The 20,155-nt window shown below is 50.5% G+C and carries 20 protein-coding genes and 1 pseudogene; 12 read left to right on the top strand and 9 right to left on the bottom strand.

Going from position 1 to position 20,155, the window contains the following annotated elements:
• The first annotated feature begins 9 nt into the window (after nucleotides 1-9).
• Nucleotides 10-651: a bifunctional 4-hydroxy-2-oxoglutarate aldolase/2-dehydro-3-deoxy-phosphogluconate aldolase gene (gene kdgA, locus ESM_RS0102845; RefSeq protein ID WP_000800529.1), complete on the top strand. Its 642-nt coding sequence runs from the start codon at nucleotides 10-12 to the stop codon at nucleotides 649-651.
• A gap of 55 nt (nucleotides 652-706) precedes the next feature.
• Here kdgA and purT read toward each other — a convergent pair whose 3' ends face one another.
• Nucleotides 707-1,885 carry a formate-dependent phosphoribosylglycinamide formyltransferase gene (purT, locus tag ESM_RS0102840; RefSeq protein WP_000173498.1) on the bottom strand — a complete coding sequence of 393 codons (1,179 nt, stop codon included), beginning with the start codon at nucleotides 1,883-1,885 and terminating at the stop codon, nucleotides 707-709.
• 141 nt (nucleotides 1,886-2,026) lie between these two features.
• Here purT and yebG point away from each other — a divergent pair, with 141 nt between their 5' ends.
• The 4 genes from yebG to ptrB all read left to right on the top strand — a co-directional run bounded on the left by yebG (nucleotide 2,027) and on the right by ptrB (nucleotide 5,975).
• Nucleotides 2,027-2,317 carry a DNA damage-inducible protein YebG gene (gene yebG / locus ESM_RS0102835; RefSeq protein WP_000257577.1) on the top strand — a complete coding sequence of 97 codons (291 nt, stop codon included), beginning with the start codon at nucleotides 2,027-2,029 and terminating at the stop codon, nucleotides 2,315-2,317.
• A 66-nt stretch (nucleotides 2,318-2,383) separates the two neighbouring features.
• On the top strand, nucleotides 2,384-2,740 hold the full coding sequence (gene yebF / locus ESM_RS0102830) for a protein YebF (RefSeq protein WP_001516261.1): 357 nt from the start codon (nucleotides 2,384-2,386) through the stop codon (nucleotides 2,738-2,740).
• Between the two features lie 306 nt (nucleotides 2,741-3,046).
• Complete coding sequence (locus ESM_RS0102825; protein ID WP_000024720.1) at nucleotides 3,047-3,706, top strand: tellurite resistance TerB family protein; 660 nt, start codon at nucleotides 3,047-3,049, stop codon at nucleotides 3,704-3,706.
• 208 nt (nucleotides 3,707-3,914) lie between these two features.
• The gene (gene ptrB, locus ESM_RS0102820; RefSeq protein WP_000936973.1) at nucleotides 3,915-5,975 is read left to right on the top strand and encodes an oligopeptidase B; all 2,061 of its coding nucleotides are present in this window, start codon (nucleotides 3,915-3,917) and stop codon (nucleotides 5,973-5,975) included.
• On the opposite strand, the gene exoX is transcribed toward ptrB, so the two are convergent.
• The 3 genes from exoX to holE form a co-directional block, all read right to left on the bottom strand.
• A complete protein-coding gene (exoX, locus tag ESM_RS0102815) occupies nucleotides 5,972-6,634 on the bottom strand; it encodes an exodeoxyribonuclease X (RefSeq protein WP_000944296.1) in 663 nt (220 codons plus the stop codon). The two genes, ptrB and exoX, sit on opposite strands and share 4 nt — an antisense overlap.
• A 24-nt stretch (nucleotides 6,635-6,658) precedes the next feature.
• Nucleotides 6,659-7,315, bottom strand: coding sequence for a carbon-nitrogen hydrolase family protein YobB (gene yobB / locus ESM_RS0102810; RefSeq protein WP_000122137.1), 657 nt, complete (start codon nucleotides 7,313-7,315; stop codon nucleotides 6,659-6,661).
• Between the two features lie 100 nt (nucleotides 7,316-7,415).
• On the bottom strand, nucleotides 7,416-7,646 hold the full coding sequence (gene holE, locus ESM_RS0102805) for a DNA polymerase III subunit theta (RefSeq protein WP_000916764.1): 231 nt from the start codon (nucleotides 7,644-7,646) through the stop codon (nucleotides 7,416-7,418).
• A 138-nt stretch (nucleotides 7,647-7,784) separates the two neighbouring features.
• Between holE and yobA the strand changes: the two genes are divergently transcribed.
• The 4 genes from yobA (at nucleotide 7,785) to pphA (ending at nucleotide 10,455) form a co-directional block, all read left to right on the top strand.
• Nucleotides 7,785-8,159, top strand: coding sequence for a CopC domain-containing protein YobA (gene yobA, locus ESM_RS0102800; RefSeq protein WP_000168753.1), 375 nt, complete (start codon nucleotides 7,785-7,787; stop codon nucleotides 8,157-8,159).
• Between the two features lie 3 nt (nucleotides 8,160-8,162).
• On the top strand, nucleotides 8,163-9,035 hold the full coding sequence (copD, locus tag ESM_RS0102795) for a copper homeostasis membrane protein CopD (RefSeq protein WP_000879335.1): 873 nt from the start codon (nucleotides 8,163-8,165) through the stop codon (nucleotides 9,033-9,035).
• Nucleotides 9,036-9,047: 12 nt separating this feature from the next.
• On the top strand, nucleotides 9,048-9,389 hold the full coding sequence (locus tag ESM_RS0102790; protein WP_000976465.1) for a YebY family protein: 342 nt from the start codon (nucleotides 9,048-9,050) through the stop codon (nucleotides 9,387-9,389).
• A gap of 409 nt (nucleotides 9,390-9,798) precedes the next feature.
• Nucleotides 9,799-10,455 carry a protein-serine/threonine phosphatase gene (gene pphA / locus ESM_RS0102785; protein ID WP_000806226.1) on the top strand — a complete coding sequence of 219 codons (657 nt, stop codon included), beginning with the start codon at nucleotides 9,799-9,801 and terminating at the stop codon, nucleotides 10,453-10,455.
• On the opposite strand, the gene ESM_RS0102780 is transcribed toward pphA, so the two are convergent.
• The 5 genes and pseudogenes from ESM_RS0102780 to yebS form a co-directional block, all read right to left on the bottom strand.
• The gene (locus ESM_RS0102780) at nucleotides 10,456-10,647 is read right to left on the bottom strand and encodes a YebW family protein (RefSeq protein ID WP_001516263.1); all 192 of its coding nucleotides are present in this window, start codon (nucleotides 10,645-10,647) and stop codon (nucleotides 10,456-10,458) included.
• Nucleotides 10,648-10,751: 104 nt separating this feature from the next.
• On the bottom strand, nucleotides 10,752-10,988 hold the full coding sequence (locus ESM_RS0102775; protein WP_001516264.1) for a YebV family protein: 237 nt from the start codon (nucleotides 10,986-10,988) through the stop codon (nucleotides 10,752-10,754).
• Between the two features lie 115 nt (nucleotides 10,989-11,103).
• Nucleotides 11,104-12,543, bottom strand: coding sequence for a 16S rRNA (cytosine(1407)-C(5))-methyltransferase RsmF (gene rsmF / locus ESM_RS0102770; protein ID WP_010376177.1), 1,440 nt, complete (start codon nucleotides 12,541-12,543; stop codon nucleotides 11,104-11,106).
• 79 nt (nucleotides 12,544-12,622) lie between these two features.
• Nucleotides 12,623-15,256, bottom strand: a complete 2,634-nt coding sequence (gene yebT, locus ESM_RS0102765) for a lipid-binding membrane homeostasis protein YebT (RefSeq protein WP_000076949.1) — start codon at nucleotides 15,254-15,256, stop codon at nucleotides 12,623-12,625.
• Nucleotides 15,225-16,507, bottom strand: a pseudogene (gene yebS, locus ESM_RS0102760) (membrane integrity lipid transport subunit YebS). The gene yebT and the pseudogene yebS overlap by 32 nt, the downstream one beginning before the upstream one ends.
• A gap of 129 nt (nucleotides 16,508-16,636) precedes the next feature.
• Here yebS and msrC point away from each other — a divergent pair.
• The 3 genes from msrC to prc all read left to right on the top strand — a co-directional run bounded on the left by msrC (nucleotide 16,637) and on the right by prc (nucleotide 19,997).
• Nucleotides 16,637-17,134, top strand: coding sequence for an L-methionine (R)-S-oxide reductase (gene msrC, locus ESM_RS0102755; RefSeq protein WP_001043873.1), 498 nt, complete (start codon nucleotides 16,637-16,639; stop codon nucleotides 17,132-17,134).
• 96 nt (nucleotides 17,135-17,230) lie between these two features.
• On the top strand, nucleotides 17,231-17,929 hold the full coding sequence (proQ, locus tag ESM_RS0102750) for an RNA chaperone ProQ (protein WP_000431382.1): 699 nt from the start codon (nucleotides 17,231-17,233) through the stop codon (nucleotides 17,927-17,929).
• Nucleotides 17,930-17,948: 19 nt separating this feature from the next.
• Nucleotides 17,949-19,997, top strand: coding sequence for a carboxy terminal-processing peptidase (gene prc / locus ESM_RS0102745; RefSeq protein ID WP_001055772.1), 2,049 nt, complete (start codon nucleotides 17,949-17,951; stop codon nucleotides 19,995-19,997).
• Nucleotides 19,998-20,155 lie beyond the last annotated feature (158 nt).

Here is a 20,155-nt window from a genome sequence, read left to right as displayed (position 1 = left end):
AAAACTCTGATGAAAAACTGGAAAACAAGTGCAGAATCAATCCTGACCACTGGCCCGGTTGTACCGGTTATTGTGGTAAACAAACTGGAACACGCGGTGCCAATGGCAAAAGCGTTGGTTGCTGGTGGCGTGCGCGTTCTGGAAGTGACTTTGCGTACCGAGTGTGCAGTTGATGCTATCCGTGCAATCGCCAAAGAAGTACCGGAAGCGATTGTGGGTGCTGGTACTGTGCTGAACCCACAGCAACTGGCAGAAGTGACCGAAGCAGGCGCACAGTTCGCCATTAGCCCGGGTCTGACTGAACCACTGCTGAAAGCAGCGACTGAAGGCTCCATTCCTCTGATTCCAGGTATCAGCACTGTTTCTGAACTGATGCTGGGTATGGACTACGGCCTGAAAGAGTTCAAATTCTTCCCGGCGGAAGCTAATGGCGGCGTGAAAGCACTGCAGGCGATCGCAGGCCCGTTCTCCCAGGTTCGTTTCTGCCCGACTGGTGGTATTTCTCCGGCTAACTACCGTGACTACCTGGCGCTGAAAAGCGTGCTGTGTATCGGTGGTTCATGGCTGGTTCCGGCGGATGCGCTGGAAGCAGGCGATTACGACCGCATCACTAAGCTGGCACGTGAAGCAGTAGAAGGCGCGAAGCTGTAAAAGTCAAAATGCCCGATCCATGATCGGGCATTTTTGCAGCGTGTTTCTGACGGACTTAACCTTGTACTTTCACCTGTGCGGCGGCGTGCTTCGCGCGTTCAATCGCCTCATCAATGCTCTCCGCTGTAGCCAGTGTCACACCCAGACGACGGCTGCCATCAATTTCCGGCTTACCAAATAAACGAATCTGCAAACCTGCGCCAACGGCATTCTGCACATTATCAAACGTGACATTCTGACTGCTCAGTTGCGGCAGGATAACTGCAGAAGCGGCAGGGCCATTCTGACGAATCCCGCCAACAGGCAGTCCGAGGAACGCGCGTACATGCAGGGCAAATTCCGAGAGATCCTGAGAAATTAACGTCACCATCCCGGTGTCATGCGGGCGAGGGGAGACTTCACTGAAAATCACCTCATCGCCACAGACAAACAACTCCACACCAAACAGACCATAGCCGCCCAGCGCCAGCACCACTTTGCGGGCAATCTCCTGCGCACGTTCCAGAGCCAGTGGACTCATTTGCTGCGGTTGCCAGGATTCGCGATAGTCACCATCTTCCTGACGATGACCTATTGGTGCACAGAAATGGACGCCATCCACCGCACTGACGGTTAGTAGGGTAATCTCAAAGTCAAACTTAACCACGCCTTCAACAATCACGCGTCCCGCCCCGGCGCGACCACCTTGCTGGGCGTACTCCCACGCCTGAGCAAGCTGTTCGGCAGAGCGAATAAACGTCTGCCCCTTGCCGGAAGAACTCATGACCGGTTTAACGATACAGGGATAGCCAATGGCGGTAACCGCCTCGCGGAAAAGACTTTCGCTATCGGCAAAACGATACGTTGAAGTGGGAAGCTGAAGTTCTTCTGCCGCCAGGCGACGGATCCCTTCGCGATTCATCGTTAGCTGAGTCGCACGAGCGCAGGGGACAACATTCAACCCTTCCTTTTCAAGCTGGATCAGCATATCGGTGGCAATAGCTTCGATCTCCGGCACGATATAGTGCGGTTTTTCCAGTTCAACCACACGGCGCAACGCATCGCCATCCAGCATATTGATGACATGAGAACGATGCGCGACATGCATGGCTGGCGCGTCGGCATAGCGATCGACCGCAATCACTTCTACACCGAGGCGTTGGCACTCGATGGCCACTTCTTTACCCAGTTCACCGGAGCCTAATAACATCACGCGAGTTGCTGCCGGACGCAGCGCAGTGCCTAATAACGTCATAACGAATATCCCCTGATTAATTCCGCGCGCAGTATAAACGAAAACGTTTGCGTATGTCTTTATTGCTTGATTGCTCGTGTTGATTTCAAGACCGAAAAGAATTATACTGTATAAAATTACAGTTATTGTGAGAGGCTGCAAATGGCGGTTGAAATTAAATACGTAGTCATTCGTGAGGGCGAAGAGAAGATGTCGTTTACCAGCAAAAAGGAAGCCGATGCTTATGACAAAATGCTTGATACGGCGGATCTGCTCGACACCTGGCTGACAAATTCTCCAGTACAAATGGAAGACGAGCAACGTGAAGCGCTTTCGCTGTGGCTGGCAGAACAGAAAGATGTGCTTAGCACGATTCTGAAAACTGGTAAATTACCGTCCCCCCAGGTGGTCGGTAGTCGCTCTGATGTGGCAGATGAGACACACGCCGCCTGAAGCCACTTGCGCTCCTGATAATTTGTACCATGCTTTCTCCTGAATCATTGTGCTATGGAGAAAAACATGAAAAAAAGAGGGGCGTTGTTGGGGCTGTTACTGCTTTCTGCCTGTGCATCAGTTTTCGCTGCAAATAACGAAACCAGCAAGTCGGTCACTTTCCCAAAGTGTGAAGGTCTGGATGCAGCCGGAATCGCTGCGAGTGTAAAACGCGATTATCAACAAAACCGCGTCGCGCGCTGGGCAGACGATCAAAAAATCGTTGGTCAGGCCGATCCGGTAGCGTGGGTCAGTGTGCAGGATATTCAGGGTAAAGATGATAAATGGTCAGTTCCGCTGACAGTGCGTGGTAAAAGCGCTGATATTCATTATCTGGTTAATGTGGACTGTAAAGCGGGAATGGCGGATTACCAGCGTCGTTAATTGCTGTCAGTCATTGCACATAACCCCTGGCGGATGCGGCGCGAGCGTCTTATCCGCTCTATAACGCACCAGATCCCGCAGGCCTGATAAGGCGCGACAGCGTCGCATCAGGCAATCAGCATAAGGTAACTCCAATTACGGCTACAAACCTCTACCATCGCAATTACCCTAAATAACCCGATCACCATTTTCCGTGGCTGGCTTCCTTGCTGTCCGCTAATTTGCGCATCTTTTGCCTCAATATACACTTTCTGACATCCTCATCCGCTATGCTACAGGCATTAAAATGGTTATTGAGGAGCAAACATGGCTAACTGGTTAAATCAACTGCAATCCCTTCTCGGGCAAAACAGTTCTTCTACCTCCTCGTCTACGGATCAGGGATTGGGCAAACTTTTAGTGCCGGGCGCATTAGGCGGGCTGGCTGGGTTACTGGTAGCGAATAAATCAGCACGTAAACTTTTAACGAAGTATGGCACGAATGCGTTGCTGGTAGGCGGTGGCGCGGTGGCTGGTACGGTGCTGTGGAACAAATACAAAGATAAAATTCGCGCGGCGCACCAGAACGAACCGCAATTCGGCACCCAGAGCACGCCGCTGGATGAGCGCACGGAACGTTTGATCCTCGCGCTGGTATTTGCCGCTAAAAGTGATGGTCATATTGATGCCAAAGAGCGTGCGGCTATCGATCAGCAATTGCGTGAAGCGGGTGTAGAAGAGCAGGGCCGTGTTCTTATCGAGCAGGCAATCGAACAGCCATTGGATCCTCAGCGTCTGGCCCTGGGGGTTCGAAACGAAGAAGAGGCGCTGGAAATCTATTTCCTGAGCTGTGCAGCTATTGATATTGACCATTTTATGGAGCGTAGTTACCTGAATGCACTGGGCGACGCGCTGAAAATTCCCCAGGATGTTCGCGAAGGGATCGAACGCGATCTCGAACAGCAAAAGCGTACTTTGTCTGAATAATCCTTCTCTCTGTATAGCCCTATATTTACGTTTTTCGGGCTATACAAACTCGCACAGCTAGTTGAACCGACTGATTTTATCTGCCTGCTACCTTTCGATTTTCACTTCATAACGTGTCATCATCGCTGCAATGACTGTCCTGTTTCGCTTGCATCCCGGGTGAGTTTTGCCACCCTTATAAGATGCTTCAACCAGAAAGAACAATAACATGCTACCAAAAGCTGCTCGAATTCCCCATGCCATGACGCTTCATGGTGATACGCGTATCGACAATTACTACTGGTTGCGGGACGACACGCGCTCGCAGCCGGAAGTACTGAATTACCTGCAACAGGAAAATAGTTACGGGCACCAGGTGATGGCTTCGCAACAAGCCCTGCAGGATCGGATACTAAAAGAAATCATTGAGCGTATCCCGCAAAGAGAAGTCTCTGCGCCTTATATTAAAAACGGTTATCGTTACCGGCATATTTATGAACCCGGCAGTGAATATGCCATTTATCAACGCCAGTCTGCATTCACTGAAGAGTGGGACGAATGGGAAACGTTGCTTGATGCCAACAAGCGGGCGGCACACAGTGAATTTTATTCTATGGGCGGCATGGCTATAACGCCCGATAACACCATTATGGCGCTGGCAGAAGATTTCCTTTCCCGACGCCAGTACGGCATCCGTTTTCGCAATCTTGAAACGGGCAACTGGTATCCCGAACTGCTGGATAATGTGGAACCCAGCTTTGTCTGGGCGAATGACTCATGGACTTTTTATTATGTGCGTAAGCATCCGGTAACTCTGCTGCCTTATCAGGTCTGGCGGCACGCCATCGGGACTCCGGCATCGCAAGATAAACTGATCTACGAAGAAAAAGACGATACTTTTTATGTCAGTCTGCATAAAACGACATCAAAACACTATGTGGTTATTCACCTTGCCAGCGCCACGACCAGTGAAGTTCGTCTGCTGGATGCCGAGCTGGCCGATGCAGAACCGTTTGTCTTTTTGCCGCGGCGTAAAGATCACGAATACAGTCTCGATCATTATCAGCACCGCTTTTATCTACGCTCTAACCGTAACGGCAAAAACTTTGGTTTATATCGTACCCGAATGCGTGAAGAGCAGCAGTGGGAAGAGTTAATTCCGCCACGCGATAACATCATGCTGGAAGGATTTACGCTGTTTACCGACTGGCTGGTGGTTGAAGAGCGCCAGCGTGGGTTAACCAGTCTGCGGCAAATCAATCGCAAAACGCGGGAAGTTATCGGTATTGCTTTTGACGATCCGGCTTACGTCACCTGGATTGCCTATAATCCGGAACCTGAAACTTCGCGATTGCGTTACGGCTATTCCTCCATGACCACGCCAGACACGCTGTTTGAACTGGATATGGACACCGGTGAACGCCGCGTATTAAAACAAACTGAAGTGCCCGGTTTTGATGCAGAGAATTACCGTAGTGAACACCTGTGGATCACCGCCCGTGATGGCGTCGAAGTTCCGGTTTCGTTGGTTTATCATCGCAAACATTTCCGCAAAGGGCACAACCCGCTGCTGGTGTACGGATATGGTTCTTACGGCGCAAGTATTGATGCCGATTTCAGTTTTAGTCGCCTGAGTTTGTTGGATCGCGGCTTTGTCTACGCCATTGTGCATGTTCGTGGCGGTGGTGAACTGGGGCAGCAGTGGTACGAAGATGGCAAGTTCCTGAAAAAGAAAAATACTTTCAATGATTATCTTGATGCCTGCGACGCACTGTTAAAGCTGGGTTACGGTTCTCCTTCGCTCTGTTATGCGATGGGTGGTAGCGCGGGTGGCATGTTGATGGGGGTCGCTATCAATGAACGACCAGAATTGTTCCACGGCGTTATTGCCCAGGTGCCGTTTGTCGATGTGGTGACGACGATGCTTGATGAGTCGATTCCGCTCACTACGGGCGAGTTTGAAGAGTGGGGGAATCCGCAGGATCTACAATATTACGAGTACATGAAAAGCTACAGCCCGTATGACAATGTCACGGCGCAGGCTTACCCACATTTGCTGGTGACGACAGGTTTACACGATTCACAGGTGCAATACTGGGAACCGGCAAAATGGGTGGCTAAATTGCGCGAGCTTAAAACAGACGACCATCTGTTGCTGTTATGTACCGACATGGACTCGGGGCATGGCGGCAAATCCGGTCGCTTTAAATCTTACGAAGGTGTGGCAATGGAATATGCTTTTCTGGTCGCGCTGGCGCAGGGAGCATTACCTGGTCAGCCAGCGGCTTAAGCATCCGCCAAATAGTGCTTCAAGGTTAAACGCAGTTCCGGGCTCATACTGTCGAGGTTATTAAACAACCAGCGCAGATAGCCCGGATCGCGCTCTGCAACTTCTGATACCGCTTTGCCGCGATACTTGCCAAACGTGAATGTCGTTAACAATGACGGACGCCCGGTGATATCCGCCATTTGTTCTACCGTCCAGCCGGATGTGTTCATAATATCGATAAGTAAGGCCGCGGTGATGTAACAGTCATACAGCGCACGGTGGTGATGCAGCCCCGGCGGCGTTTGCACATTGAGCTTACGTGTTTTATACAGCGCCATGTTGCTGTACTTGATCCCCGGCCACAAACGACGGGCCAATTTCATCGTGCAGATCCACTCACCGGGCATTTCAGGCAGTACACGGCGGTCAAAGCTGGCGTTGTGGGCGACATACCATTCACTACCGTAGTAGTGTGGGAGCACGTCTTCAATCCACGGTTTGTCAGCAACCATGGCTTCAGTAATACGGTGGATCGCCATAGCCTGCGGAGTGATAGGGCGGTCGGGGCGAACAAGGTGGCTCATAGGGTTAACGATTTTCCCGTCAACAACATCAACAGAGGCAATCTCCACGACCCCTCCCTGTAAACCGCAGGTTTCAGTATCGATAATACGCAACATGGCAAAACTCCGGGTCGAAAACGCCTAGCGTAATGGAATGATATCGCCTTGCCAACCCTGCGATGTGCGCTGACCAACTAACAATAACGAACCGTAATCGGCGCGGACGATGAGGCGACCATATTCATCCCACAATGCACTATTACCGCGGGCATTAGCCATTAGAACAGCGATGGAATATTGATGTGAGAAAAATTGTAAGTGGCGAGTAGAAGTCAATAAATCTGGCTCGCTGATGCACTGACCGGTGGTAAAGAGTGAGCAGCTCGGGTCCATATCAATACCTTCAGGTTGTCCATCCACCACCGTGATGGTTTTGGAATGTCGCCCCAGGCATGCTCCGTGACTTTGATGATAAATTGCTGGCGCATTCATCCACGGTGCAAATACGGCAATTCCACGAATAAATCGATCGTTATATTCAACGGGAAGGCCGGTAATAATGGTCATTCGATAAGTCATTGCGGCATAACAAAGCGGGTCTAATAGCGAGAGGTCGGGCGGGGCAGGAAGAGGGCGTCGTTTATAATCACATCCCAGTAGAGAAAGCGAGGGGAAAACCAAAAGTTCACACTGCTGTCTGGCGGCAGCCCTCACGAACTCCAGATGATGGGCTACCTGCTCAGTGAGTGAGGCTTTACGAGGCTCATATTGTGCTGCTGCGACTTTCCTGTATGACATGATGACTTCCTTTTCACAGTGTCCGCAAATATTGGTGAGAATAAGAAAATACTCATAATTTAGCAGGCATCATGTAAGGAAGTGTAACTTAATATAAGGTTTATTTAAGTTTAGGTTCGTAAGGTAAACGTGACAGATTTACAGAGGTGAGACGGTGGGCGATAAGGCGCTCACGAAACCAGCTTCGCAGGTGTTCTGGTTGTTCACGTTCAACCGCTTCAGCAATCACCGGCATATTGTAACGTTCTTTAAATGCTACCCCGGCGGCCGCCAGATCGACATTAACTTTATCCATTTCAGTTTGATCCAGTTTGGCCAGATTCTTCAACATGCTGTGTCTCCTCATTAATCGCGGGCAAAAGTTACTAAGAGTTAGCCAGGATGGCAAGCCGGAATTGATGATCCTCGACTCTATCATTAGACAAGGTTATGCTCTGTAAAAAAGTTATTACAAAAAGGAATAGATAATATGGCTTCAACTGCACGTTCCCTTCGTTATGCGCTGACATTTCTGACAGCTTCGCTGGGAGTACCTTCTGCCTGGGCGCATGCGCATTTGACGCATCAGTATCCTGCGGCGAATGCGGAGGTTATCGCTGCTCCACAGGCCATTACTTTAAACTTCTCTGAAAGTATTGAACCCGGGTTCAGCGGCGCAAAAGTCATTGGCTCAAAGAATGAAAATATTAAAACGTTACCCGCGAAGCGTAATGAACAGGACAAAACCCAATTGATTGTTCCGCTTGCCGACGCCCTGAAGCCCGGGAGTTATACCGTTAACTGGCATGTTGTTTCGGTGGACGGGCATAAAACCAAAGGGCAATACACCTTTACAGTGAAATAAAGCATGTTGGCGTTTACCTGGGTCGCACTACGATTTATCCATTTTATCTCCCTGATGCTGGTCTTTGGCTTCGCGATGTATGGAGCATGGCTGGCACCAGTAACAATTCGTCGATTACTGACGAAACGTTTTCTGCGTATACAACAGCACGCCGCCGTCTGGAGTTTGAGCAGTGCCGCTGCGATGTTCGCCGTTCAGGGAGGGTTGATGGGCGCGGGATGGCCGGATGTGGTGTCGTTGAACATTTGGTTGTCGGTGTTACAAACACAGTTTGGTGGTGTCTGGATTTGGCAAATCGTTCTCGCCCTCGTTACGCTGACCGTGGCTCTGATGCAACCACGGAATATGCCTCGTTTGTTGTTTATGTTAACTACCGCGCAATTTATTTTGATGGCGGGAGTAGGACACGCGACATTAAACGAAGGATTAACGGCGAAAATCCATCAGACGAATCACGCCGTACATCTGATCTGTGCGGCGGCATGGTTTGGTGGCTTGCTGCCGGTCGTCTGGTGTATGCAGTTGGTGAAAGGGCGTTGGCGACGTGAGGCCATTCATGCACTGATGCGATTTTCCCGGTGTGGGCATTTTGCTGTGATAGGTGTACTGGGCAGTGGTGTGCTTAATACATTGTTAATCACTGGATTTTCCCCCACACTTGCGACGTACTGGGGGCAGCTTTTATTACTTAAAGTCATACTGGTAATGGTTATGGTGGCCATCGCGCTGGCAAATCGTTATGTTCTTGTTCCGCGCATGGGGCAGGACGAAGACCGTGCGGCACCCTGGTTTGTGTGGATGACTAAACTCGAATGGGCGATAGGTGCGGTAGTGCTGGTGATTATCAGCCTGCTTGCGACTCTCGAACCTTTTTGATGGATTACGAAAATGATGAAAAAAAGTATTCTGGCGTTTCTGTTACTCACCAGTTCGGCAGCGGCGTTGGCGGCTCCGCAGGTGATTACCGTCAGCCGTTTTGAAATGGGTAAAGACAAATGGGCGTTTAATCGCGAAGAGGTGATGCTGACCTGTCGTCCGGGCAATGCTTTGTATGTCATTAACCCAAGTACCCTGGTGCAGTATCCTTTAAACGATATCGCACAAAAGGAAGTAGCCAGCGGGAAGACTAAAGCCCAGCCCATTTCGGTGATCCAGATTGATGATCCCAATAAACCAGGTGAAAAAGTGAGTCTGGCACCGTTTATTGAAAGAGCAGAGAGACTCTGTTAATTATCTATAGTAATTTTTTGATTTTAAATAAAAAACCGCCCGGGTGCTTTCACCAGAACGGGCGGTTTTTAACATTTTAGAGGATGATAAACGCGCTTTTTTTCTGACCACTTTACGCGCGGACTGGAAAACCTGGCGTCGTCATCTATTCTTAAAAGGCAAGGCAACTAAGCCTGCATTAATGCCAACTTTTAGCGCACGGCTCTCTCCCAAGAGCCATTTCCCTGGACCGAATACAGGAATCGTGTTCGGTCTCTTTTTATCTATAAAGCCAGTTTGATAATGGCATTACTGCTTTTCCCTCACTGACTTCACAATCAACCATAACACACACTCTACTGCTTCAGTCCAGGCTTTTTTAACATTTTTGTTAAAATAATGTGATCTTATGCGCGGGAGTAAGGAATTGATGAAACAGGCAGGCCACATCTATCAGAGAATTGATGGTAGTCAGTGGCGACATATTTGGCTGGTGGGTGATATTCATGGCTGCCTGGCGCAACTGCGAGAGAAATTATGGTTCTGCCGGTTTGACCCGTGGCAAGACTTGTTAATCTCGGTTGGTGACGTTATCGATCGTGGCCCGGAGAGTTTGCGTTGCCTGCAATTACTGGATCAACGCTGGGTCAGGGCGGTAAGAGGCAATCATGAGCAGATGGCGATGGATGCGCTGGCATCGCAGCAGATGTCTTTGTGGTTTATGAATGGTGGCGACTGGTTTGCCGCACTGACAGAGCACCAACGTGAGCAAGCGAGAAGGGCGCTGGAAAAGTGCGGGTCTTTGCCGTGGATAATTGAATTAAGCTGTAGTAGCGGACTGCATGTCATCGCCCATGCGGATTACCCCAATGATATTTATGAGTGGCATAAGGAAGTCGATCTGCATCAGGTGTTGTGGAGTCGCTCGCGATTGCGTGAAGGCCGAAAAGGGCAGGGAATTACCGGCGCTGATCATTTCTGGTTTGGTCATACGCCATTACGCCATCGCGTAGATATCGGTAACTTGCATTATATTGATACCGGCGCGGTCTTTGGTGGAACACTCACGTTGGAACGACTCCAGTAATTAAAAGTCACTGTAATCTTGCGCAGGCCGCCAGAACCCATCAATGAAATCTTCAACGGGAAAACAGCCACCGTGGCGGATCCGTTGATCGTCCATTGAGTAGAGGCACTGCTGTTCCGTATTGTAGACATCAACCACAATATCTTCACAACCAGCGTCCAGATAGCAAACAAAAAGTACCAGCGCGAACATTTCATCCTCGAAGTGCGTTGCCGTACCGTTAAGTTTAGGAGAGATTTTACAACGGGAAAATAACCGGGATAAATAACCCGTCATGCCGACGGGTTCTTTTTGGATCAGGCAAGACGCATAATCCAGGCATCGGACTGTTGATCGTAGCGGGTACGGTAAAGGACAGAGTGTTCGCCGTTTAGCAGGGCAGGAATGCTGGTGTCAGCGTCCCAGGCATCCAGTTGCATACATAAATCCGGGTCAGATTTACAGGGAATGGTCAACGTTCGGTCACCAGGCGATTCGCCGTGTAACTCGCCGTCATCGATTTCAAAAGCGCCTATGCGCACACTGGTTTTCATCTTCGTGCTCTCCATTGAAGTGCTGGTTGTGGTACGACCAGTCCGATCGCACCATTTTTCAGCCTAGTCAAGGCAGTCAGATTCGCCAGTCAAAACGTGCGCTTTTTGTGTACTGTCAGGCTTTACCCGTAAAAAGTTTTCCGTCGCGCACTAGCTCACGCGGGTAACTGTTTTTCAGTCGCGAGCCAATACGTTTGGCTAAACCGATTGGCTGGCGCTGGAAGGTGACCAACACATCATCCCCGGTTGGTGCGGTCTGCGGGTAAACATCGCGCCCACGATACCACTCTTCTGCTTCTTGTGGTGTTAGTTCAAACGCGTTAGCGTGGTCGGGTGAGGCAAGGGCAATGACCGCTTCATGCTGCCAGCGGTAACCTTTGTTATGCGTTTCGGCAAGTTTTACTCCCAGACGAGAAAATCGGACTTTACCGATCAACGCTTCAATGCCCACCGGGAATAACCAGATTTCTTTATCACGCTGCCAGAGACGCAGGTTTTTGTCCCACTGTAAGCCAATATTCGCAGCCGCCTGCCGAATTTGTGCGGTTTCGCGATCTTTCACTGGGCTAAACGGGAAATTGCCCACTTTGTATTTCGGTGCGGGTAAGGCAGGAATGGCCTGAGTTTTACGCAGACGAGCAACGAAGAAGCCTTCGCAGTCATAAATTTGTGGGAAGACGTGCAAGAAGCCTTCTTCGGTCAGCGCCTTTTTGGCATCAGGGAAGAGATCGCCCAACGGCAAAAACTCTACTGCATCGGGATAAGTCTCTTTCAGCCACAGGCAAACGGCTTCGTTTTCGTCACGGTTTAAGGTACAGGTCGAGTAAACCAGCGTACCGCCAGGACGTAAGGCATGAAATGCACTGTCAATCAGTTCACGCTGGGTGGCGGCGATTTCCAGGTTGCTTTCCGGTGACCAGTTTTTCAGCGCGTCGGGGTCTTTACGTACCACACCTTCACCGGAGCAGGGAGCATCCAGCAAAATGGCGTCGAACATTTCTGGCAACGCTGCACCAAACACGCGGCCATCAAAATGCGTTAAAGCTACATTACTGATACCGCAGCGGCTGATATTGGCATGTAACACCTTTACCCGGCTGGCGGAAAACTCATTGGCAAGGATCGCGCCTTCATTATTCATACTCGCAGCAATCTGCGTGGTTTTTGATCCCGGCGCAGCCGCCACATCCATCACCCGTTGCGGGGAGTTACCATCGGCAAACAACGCCGCAACCGGTAACATCGAACTGGCTTCCTGAATATAAAACAGGCCACTTAAATGTTCGGCGGTACTGCCCAACGGTAATGCCTCTTCATCGTCGCGTTCAATCCAGAAACCTTCCTTACACCAGGGAACCGGTGTTAACGTCCAGCCGTAAGGTGCGGTTAATTGCAGGAAATCAGCAACGGAGATTTTCAGCGTATTAACGCGAATGCTGCGGCGCAACGGGCGCTGGCAGGCGGCGAGAAAATCATCAAAAGAGAGCGTCGAAGGCATCGCTTCGCGCATTTGCGTCAAAAAGGCGTCCGGGAAATAAACGGTGTGTTGAGCCACAAGTATGTACCAGCGGAAAAAAACAGGCGCGCAGTTTAGCATAAACGCTCCGGCGCAGGCACGCCGGAGCAGGAGGAGATTAACGAGGCAGGGCGGTGCCCCATTCACGCCACTCTTTCGGTTCGCTTTCCAGCAACAGGAAGTGTTTGCCTTCCTGAGCTTTCGGTGCCAGTGGCGTTCCTGGTGGGGTAGCGAAGGCGATCCCTCCACGGATAAACTGATTAAAGGTGCCGGTTTTCACCACACCACCCGTCAGGCCAAAGTCCAGACTGTAGCCCGATGCCAGCCAGAAGACGGAATTGTTACGCACCAGGTGCTGGTATCGCTTACTGATGCGCATCGCAATCATCACCCGATCTGACAATGTCCCCAGCGTCATTCCGGTAACCGTACCTACTTCCAGACCACGGAACAGTACCGGAGTACCAATGCCTAATGACCCGGCTTCTGGCGCTTCAACAATAATGCTTAAGCCATCAAGGTAACGAGAATCGGTAATGGTGGCTTCTTGCAACTCAAAGTCACGGCGAGGATTACCCCGACCAGGTTCGACATTGATATACGGCTGAAGGATGGTATCAAGGTGCTCAACACCCGCTGCCGAAATCTGTGGTGTGACCACCGAGAAGCGCGTACCTCCGCGGGCGAAGGTCTGGACATATTCCGGATAGAGCACCGCTTTTGCCTGTACTTCATTGCGTGCGGTGATCAGATCCAGCGTCTGGATCTGCCCGATATCAATACCGAGATAGCGAATTGGCATACCAACAGCCAGTTTTCCGGCATCGAAAGCATGGAGCGTAATCTGCCCGCCAACCGCACGAGCGGCTGTTTCGGAAGCATATAGAATTCGCTTGTCGCCTTTACGCTGACTGGCGCTGGCACCGCTGAGGTTATCGAAACTGATAGCCCCCTTTAATGCCCGTGAAAGCGGTGATGCCTGTACGGTCAGGCCGCTGCCGTTAAGCTGAACTTTTGCGCCACCTTCCGCCCAGAACACACTGTTGCTGGTCAGGAGATTGCGATATTCCGGCTTAATATGCAGATCGATATCAAAGGCATTGGCCCGAGGACGTACGGTAATAACTTCACCAACCTCAAATTTGCGGTACAGCACTACCGATCCCGCCTGCACATCTGGCAGCGTTTCCGCGCTCAAACTCACGGTCGTTGTAGGCAAATCGCTCAGGCTGTTTTCCAGGGCTTTTTCCAGATTGGCATACAGCGGATAGCTGGCTTTCATCTCGCCTTTTTCGCCCGGCAGAATGCGGATGCCACCGTTGAGCCATTCTGAGGCGCTGGCACCGAGGAACTCGACGCCATCCAGTCCCACTTTCACGTCAACACGGCTATTAACGACAAATTTGCTGTCACCTTTTACCAGTTCACGATGCTGCGGTTCGATGGCAACGGTAAAGGTGACGCCTTTGCTGGTAAGTTTACGTTCAATTACCTGGCCTACCTGTACACCATGCAGAATTAACGGCTGACCGGCATCAATACCGTAACTTTCCGGCGCGGTCAGGGTCAGCGTCATAACATCCGGTTCATGCAGCAGGGCTTTCTCGCCAGGCACAACAACAAACTCTTTGCGTGGCTCGCCATTACCTGGCACCAGTTCGAAGGTTTTGCCGGTCAGTAGGGAACTCAGATTGGCATCGCTGAGGGATAATTTCGGGTTACGTAACTCAATGCGAGTATTTTCACGAAGTAGGGTAACTACGCTGGGATCAACGGTCATTTCACCAGTAACTTTGCCACCTGGATTTAAATTCAGTTTGGTCAGTTGCCCGACTTCCAGTCCCTGGTACATGAGCGGCGTTGAATCGGCGCTTAATCCGACTCCGTTTGGCAGATCCAGTTTTATGAGCACCCCACGCTGGCTGTGGGCGAGATCTTCATACAGACCAAAGGTATCTTCCGGATCGGCTGGTTTCGACTCTTCCGGCGAGTCGAAGGCAATCGCACCGTTAACCAGAGCAGCCAGACTTTCCAGTTTCACCTTCGCGCCACTGATACTGACATTGGCATCAACGCCAGAAACATTCCAGAAGCGACTGCCTTTTTTCACCAGGTCGGTAAAGCGCCGCTCAATCAGGACATCAATCACCACGCCTTGCTTATTGGGATTGATCGCATAGTCATAGACTCGCCCCACCGGGATTTTGCGGAAATAGACCAACGAGCCGCTGTTCAGCGAACCAAGATCGGGGGCTTGCAGATGGATCATAAGATCACCATTATCCAGCCGATATTTGGGCTGGGTATCGAGGGCGACAAAGTGATCTTGCTCTTTACCTTTACCTGGCATCATGCCGATATAGTTTCCGCCGACCAGCGCATCCAGCCCGGAAACACCTGCCAGCGAAGCTTTTGGCGTCACCAGCCAGAACTGCGTCTCTTCGCGCAACGCATCTTTCATATCGGACTTGATGCTGACCTTCACTTCAATCTTACGCAGATCGTCGCTCAGACTGACATCCTGCACCGTTCCGACTTCAACGCCCTGATAGCGAACAGGTGTGCGACCCGGAACAATGCCATCCGCCGACATAAAATCGATGGTGACGGTATTGCCTCGATCCTGATAACTCCCCCAAATTAGCCAACCTGCTATCATTAGCGCGATGAATGGCAGTAGCCAGAAAGGTGAGATACGGCGTTTAGTTTTAATTTGCGCTTCAGTCGTCGAAGCGGGCGTTTCCTGACTCATGTGCATCCCAAAGTAAGCGGCTGTCCAGCCATTCCACTGCAAGAATAGTCAAAATAACCGCTGCGCCGAAATAAAACGCAGCCGGTCCCATAGTAAAAGCGAGGATTTGATCGCGATTAATCAGCGACATGGTTAAAGAAATGACAAACAGATCCAGCATCGACCAGCGGCCAATCCAGGTCACTATTCGCAGTAACATTATTCGCGTACGTAACCCCTGTTGGCACTTAAAATGAATGCTCAACAATAAAGTGAACATAACAATCACTTTGGTAAATGGCACCAGAATACTGGCGATAAATACGATTCCGGCAACGGCAATATTGCTGTTCGCCAGCGACATAATCCCGGAAAGGATCGTATCTTCTTGTCGGCCACCGTTCAGATAAATGATCGAAATAGGTAACAGGTTGGCAGGAAACAACAAGATGATTGAAGCTAACAGCGCCGCCCAACATTTTTGAATACTATGATGGCGACGCAGGCGAAGCGGGATATGGCAACGGGGACAGCGACCGCGCGGATCAGGGTAGCCGGTAAAGTGACACCCCAGACAAACGCGTAGTTTTTTATCCCTACGCGTGGCAGGGCGTTCAGGGTAAAATCGCTCCCACAACTGTTCAACATTAAGATGTGACAACGTCACCGTCGTTAAAATCACCAGCGCTACAAAAGAGAATAGGCCGACACCGGCCTGGATATGGGCATAGTCCTGCACCTTTATAGAGGCAACGGCAATGCCGACCAGGTAGATATCCAGCATTACCCACTCTTTCAGCCGCTCAAGCATCAGCAACACCGGACGTAAATTCATTCCCAGCCGATTACCAAACCACAACCAGGCAATAGATGTCACCAGAATGAGGGGGGCACCGATAACGCAGAAAAAAACCATTGCGCCCGTTACCGCATCTCCCTGTTTGGTCATTTGCCAGATGCCTTGCATTACGTTGGCGTCAATACGAATACCTAACAACCAGATATGCAATAGTGGTTCGCCCCACGCAAAAGGCATCAGCAACAGCATTGTGAAGGCCATTGCCGCCAGGCGCGTTAGCGACCAGTCGCGTCCGTCACGGATTTTTGCCTGGCAGCGTGGGCAATAGGCACTTTGGTGTGAATTTATCTCTGGCAGGCTGAACAGCATGTCACATTGCGGGCAGCGTTGGTAATCACCATGCGGCAACGCTTCGCCAATTGATCTCACTGTTATTTTTTTGTTGGCGTAACTTGTGGGGTGTAAAGAGCCATGACGCGCCAAATGTAATAAGAATTAACACTAATCTTAACTCATGATGGGAATGATCTTGAGCATTAACGCATTTAATGCTTATTTTAATAGGCTGGCAGTTCCAGGTAAGACAACCAAGTGATTATATAATGAACAAAACAGAATTTTACGCGGACTTAAACCGCGACTTTAATGCGCTGATGGCGGGAGAAACCAGTTTTCTGGCAACACTGGCTAATACCAGCGCGTTATTATACGAACGTCTGGCCGACGTAAACTGGGCGGGGTTTTATCTACTCGAAGATGAGACGTTGGTTCTCGGACCGTTTCAAGGCAAAATTGCCTGCGTACGGATCCCCGTCGGGCGCGGCGTGTGTGGCACCGCGGTTGCCCGTAACGAAGTACAGCGAATCGAGGATGTTCACGCATTCGATGGACATATTGCCTGTGATGCGGCGAGTAATTCTGAAATTGTTCTACCGTTGGTGGTGAAAAATCAGATTATTGGCGTTCTCGACATCGACAGTACCGTCTTCGGTCGCTTCACCGACGAGGACGAACAAGGCTTACGTCAGCTTGTGGCACAGCTTGAAAAGGTGCTTGCAACGACGGATTACAAAAAATTCTTTGCGAGCGTCGCAGGATAATCAACGGATAACGTAGCATTTACTGATGGCGTCATTATAATGACGCCTGTTCATGCCTGCGCTTGTTGGCTACGTCCGTTGTAATCAGGAAATTTCATGGAAAATCAACCTAAGTTGAATAGCAGTAAAGAAGTAATCGCGTTTCTGGCCGAACGTTTTCCCCACTGTTTCAGTGCGGAAGGTGAAGCGCGTCCGCTGAAAATCGGTATTTTTCAGGATTTGGTCGATCGTGTTGCCGGGGAAATGAACCTGAGCAAAACGCAACTGCGATCCGCTTTACGTCTCTACACTTCGAGCTGGCGCTACCTGTATGGTGTTAAACCAGGCGCGACGCGTGTCGATCTTGACGGCAACCCTTGCGGTGAGCTGGACGAGCAACATGTAGAACATGCTCGCAAGCAGCTTGAAGAAGCGAAAGCGCGCGTTCAGGCCCAGCGTGCTGAACAGCAAGCTAAAAAACGCGAAGCTGCCATCGCTGCTGGTGAGAAAGAAGATGCACCACGTCGTGAACGTAAACCACGTCCTGCTGCGCAACGCCGTAAAGAAGGCGCCGAGCGCAAACCCCGTGCGCAAAAACCGGCTGAGAAAGCGCCAAAAACAGTAAAAGCACCTCGCGAAGAACAGCATACCCCGGTTTCTGACATTTCAGCTCTGACTGTCGGACAAGCCCTGAAGGTGAAAGCTGGTCAAAACGCGATGGATGCCACCGTATTAGAAATCACCAAAGACGGCGTCCGCGTCCAACTGAATTCGGGTATGTCTTTGATTGTGCGCGCAGAACACCTGGTGTTCTGAAACGGAGGCCGGGCCAGGCATGAACATGTTTTTTAGGCTTACCGCGTTAGCTGGCCTGCTTGCAATAGCAGGCCAGACCTTCGCAGTAGAAGATATTACGCGTGCTGATCAGATTCCGGTATTAAAGGAAGAGACGCAGCATGCAACTGTGAGTGAGCGCGTAACGTCGCGCTTCACCCGTTCCCATTATCGACAATTCGACCTCGATCAGGCGTTCTCGGCCAAAATCTTTGACCGCTACCTGAATCTGCTTGATTACAGCCACAACGTGCTGTTGGCTAGCGATGTCGAACAATTCGCGAAAAAGAAAACCGAGTTGGGCGATGAACTTCGTTCCGGCAAACTCGACGTTTTCTACGATCTTTACAATCTGGCGCAAAAACGCCGCTTCGAACGTTACCAGTATGCGTTGTCGGTACTGGAAAAACCGATGGATTTTACCGGTAATGATTCTTATAACCTTGACCGCAGCAAAGCGCCCTGGCCGAAAAATGAGGCTGAGTTAAACGCGCTGTGGGACAGCAAAGTTAAATTCGACGAGTTAAGCCTGAAGCTGGCGGGAAAAACGGATAAAGAAATTCGTGAAACCCTGACGCGTCGTTACAAATTTGCTATTCGCCGCCTGACGCAAACTAACAGCGAAGATGTTTTCTCGCTGGCAATGACGGCTTTCGCACGCGAAATTGATCCGCATACCAACTACCTTTCCCCGCGCAATACCGAACAGTTCAATACTGAAATGAGTTTATCGCTGGAAGGTATTGGCGCAGTGTTGCAAATGGATGATGACTACACCGTTATCAATTCGATGGTGGCGGGTGGTCCGGCTGCGAAAAGTAAAGCGATTAGCGTTGGTGACAAAATTGTCGGGGTCGGACAAACCGGTAAACCGATGGTTGATGTGATCGGTTGGCGTCTTGATGATGTTGTTGCCTTAATCAAAGGGCCGAAGGGCAGTAAGGTTCGTCTGGAAATTTTACCTGCGGGTAAAGGCACTAAAACCCGCACGGTGACGTTGACGCGTGAGCGCATTCGTCTGGAAGACCGTGCCGTTAAAATGTCTGTGAAGACGGTTGGCAAAGAAAAAGTCGGTGTGCTGGATATTCCGGGCTTCTATGTTGGCTTGACGGACGATGTCAAAGTTCAACTGCAGAAACTGGAAAAACAAAATGTCAGCAGTGTCATCATCGACCTGCGTAGCAACGGTGGCGGTGCGTTGACTGAAGCGGTATCGCTCTCTGGTTTGTTTATCCCATCAGGTCCGATTGTGCAGGTTCGCGATAACAACGGTAAAGTCCGTGAAGACAGTGATACCGACGGCCAGGTCTTCTATAAAGGCCCGCTGGTGGTGCTGGTTGACCGTTTCAGTGCTTCGGCTTCGGAAATCTTTGCTGCCGCAATGCAGGATTATGGTCGCGCGCTGGTTGTGGGCGAGCCGACATTTGGTAAAGGCACAGTCCAGCAGTATCGCTCTCTGAACCGCATCTACGATCAGATGTTGCGCCCAGAATGGCCTGCGTTAGGCTCAGTACAATATACAATCCAGAAATTCTATCGCGTTAACGGTGGCAGTACGCAACGTAAGGGCGTAACGCCAGATATCATCATGCCTACGGGCAATGAAGAGACGGAAACGGGTGAGAAATTCGAAGATAATGCGCTGCCGTGGGATAGCATCGACGCAGCAACCTATGTGAAATCAGGAGACTTAACGGCATTTGAGCCGGAGTTGTTGAAGGAACATAATGCGCGTATCGCGAAGGATCCTGAATTCCAGAATATCATGAAGGATATCGCTCGCTTCAACGCCATGAAGGATAAGCGTAACATCGTCTCTCTGAACTACGCCGTGCGTGAAAAAGAGAATAACGAAGATGATGCGACGCGTCTGGCGCGGTTGAACGATCGCTTTAAACGCGAAGGAAAACCGGCATTGAAGAAACTGGATGATCTGCCAAAAGATTATAAGGAGCCGGATCCATATCTGGATGAGACAGTGAACATCGCGCTTGATTTGGCGCGTCTGGAAAAAGCCAGACCCGCGGAACAGCCCGCTCCCGTCAAGTAACATCAATCAGGCACAAGAAATTGTGCCTGATTTTTTAACAGCGGCAAGATGCCGTAAATCAGATGCTACAAAATGTAAAGTTGTGTCTTTCTGGTGACTTACGCTCTATCCAGACTTGAAAATAGTCGAGTAACCCATACGATGTGGGTATCGCATAT

Source organism: Escherichia sp. TW09308 (genome assembly GCF_000208565.1).
GTDB lineage: Bacteria > Pseudomonadota > Gammaproteobacteria > Enterobacterales > Enterobacteriaceae > Escherichia > Escherichia marmotae.
The sequence above is the reverse complement of the archived record's forward strand: the minus strand, read 5'-3'. Positions and strand labels throughout refer to the sequence as shown.

Coding starts and splice junctions, on each gene's coding strand:
- kdgA (WP_000800529.1), top strand. CDS start 10: ATGAAAAACTGGAAAACAAGTGCAGAATCAATCCTGACCACTGGCCCG.
- purT (WP_000173498.1), bottom strand. CDS start 1,885: ATGACGTTATTAGGCACTGCGCTGCGTCCGGCAGCAACTCGCGTGATG.
- yebG (WP_000257577.1), top strand. CDS start 2,027: ATGGCGGTTGAAATTAAATACGTAGTCATTCGTGAGGGCGAAGAGAAG.
- yebF (WP_001516261.1), top strand. CDS start 2,384: ATGAAAAAAAGAGGGGCGTTGTTGGGGCTGTTACTGCTTTCTGCCTGT.
- ESM_RS0102825 (WP_000024720.1), top strand. CDS start 3,047: ATGGCTAACTGGTTAAATCAACTGCAATCCCTTCTCGGGCAAAACAGT.
- ptrB (WP_000936973.1), top strand. CDS start 3,915: ATGCTACCAAAAGCTGCTCGAATTCCCCATGCCATGACGCTTCATGGT.
- exoX (WP_000944296.1), bottom strand. CDS start 6,634: ATGTTGCGTATTATCGATACTGAAACCTGCGGTTTACAGGGAGGGGTC.
- yobB (WP_000122137.1), bottom strand. CDS start 7,315: ATGTCATACAGGAAAGTCGCAGCAGCACAATATGAGCCTCGTAAAGCC.
- holE (WP_000916764.1), bottom strand. CDS start 7,646: ATGTTGAAGAATCTGGCCAAACTGGATCAAACTGAAATGGATAAAGTT.
- yobA (WP_000168753.1), top strand. CDS start 7,785: ATGGCTTCAACTGCACGTTCCCTTCGTTATGCGCTGACATTTCTGACA.
- copD (WP_000879335.1), top strand. CDS start 8,163: ATGTTGGCGTTTACCTGGGTCGCACTACGATTTATCCATTTTATCTCC.
- ESM_RS0102790 (WP_000976465.1), top strand. CDS start 9,048: ATGATGAAAAAAAGTATTCTGGCGTTTCTGTTACTCACCAGTTCGGCA.
- pphA (WP_000806226.1), top strand. CDS start 9,799: ATGAAACAGGCAGGCCACATCTATCAGAGAATTGATGGTAGTCAGTGG.
- ESM_RS0102780 (WP_001516263.1), bottom strand. CDS start 10,647: ATGTTCGCGCTGGTACTTTTTGTTTGCTATCTGGACGCTGGTTGTGAA.
- ESM_RS0102775 (WP_001516264.1), bottom strand. CDS start 10,988: ATGAAAACCAGTGTGCGCATAGGCGCTTTTGAAATCGATGACGGCGAG.
- yebT (WP_000076949.1), bottom strand. CDS start 15,256: ATGAGTCAGGAAACGCCCGCTTCGACGACTGAAGCGCAAATTAAAACT.
- msrC (WP_001043873.1), top strand. CDS start 16,637: ATGAACAAAACAGAATTTTACGCGGACTTAAACCGCGACTTTAATGCG.
- proQ (WP_000431382.1), top strand. CDS start 17,231: ATGGAAAATCAACCTAAGTTGAATAGCAGTAAAGAAGTAATCGCGTTT.
- prc (WP_001055772.1), top strand. CDS start 17,949: ATGAACATGTTTTTTAGGCTTACCGCGTTAGCTGGCCTGCTTGCAATA.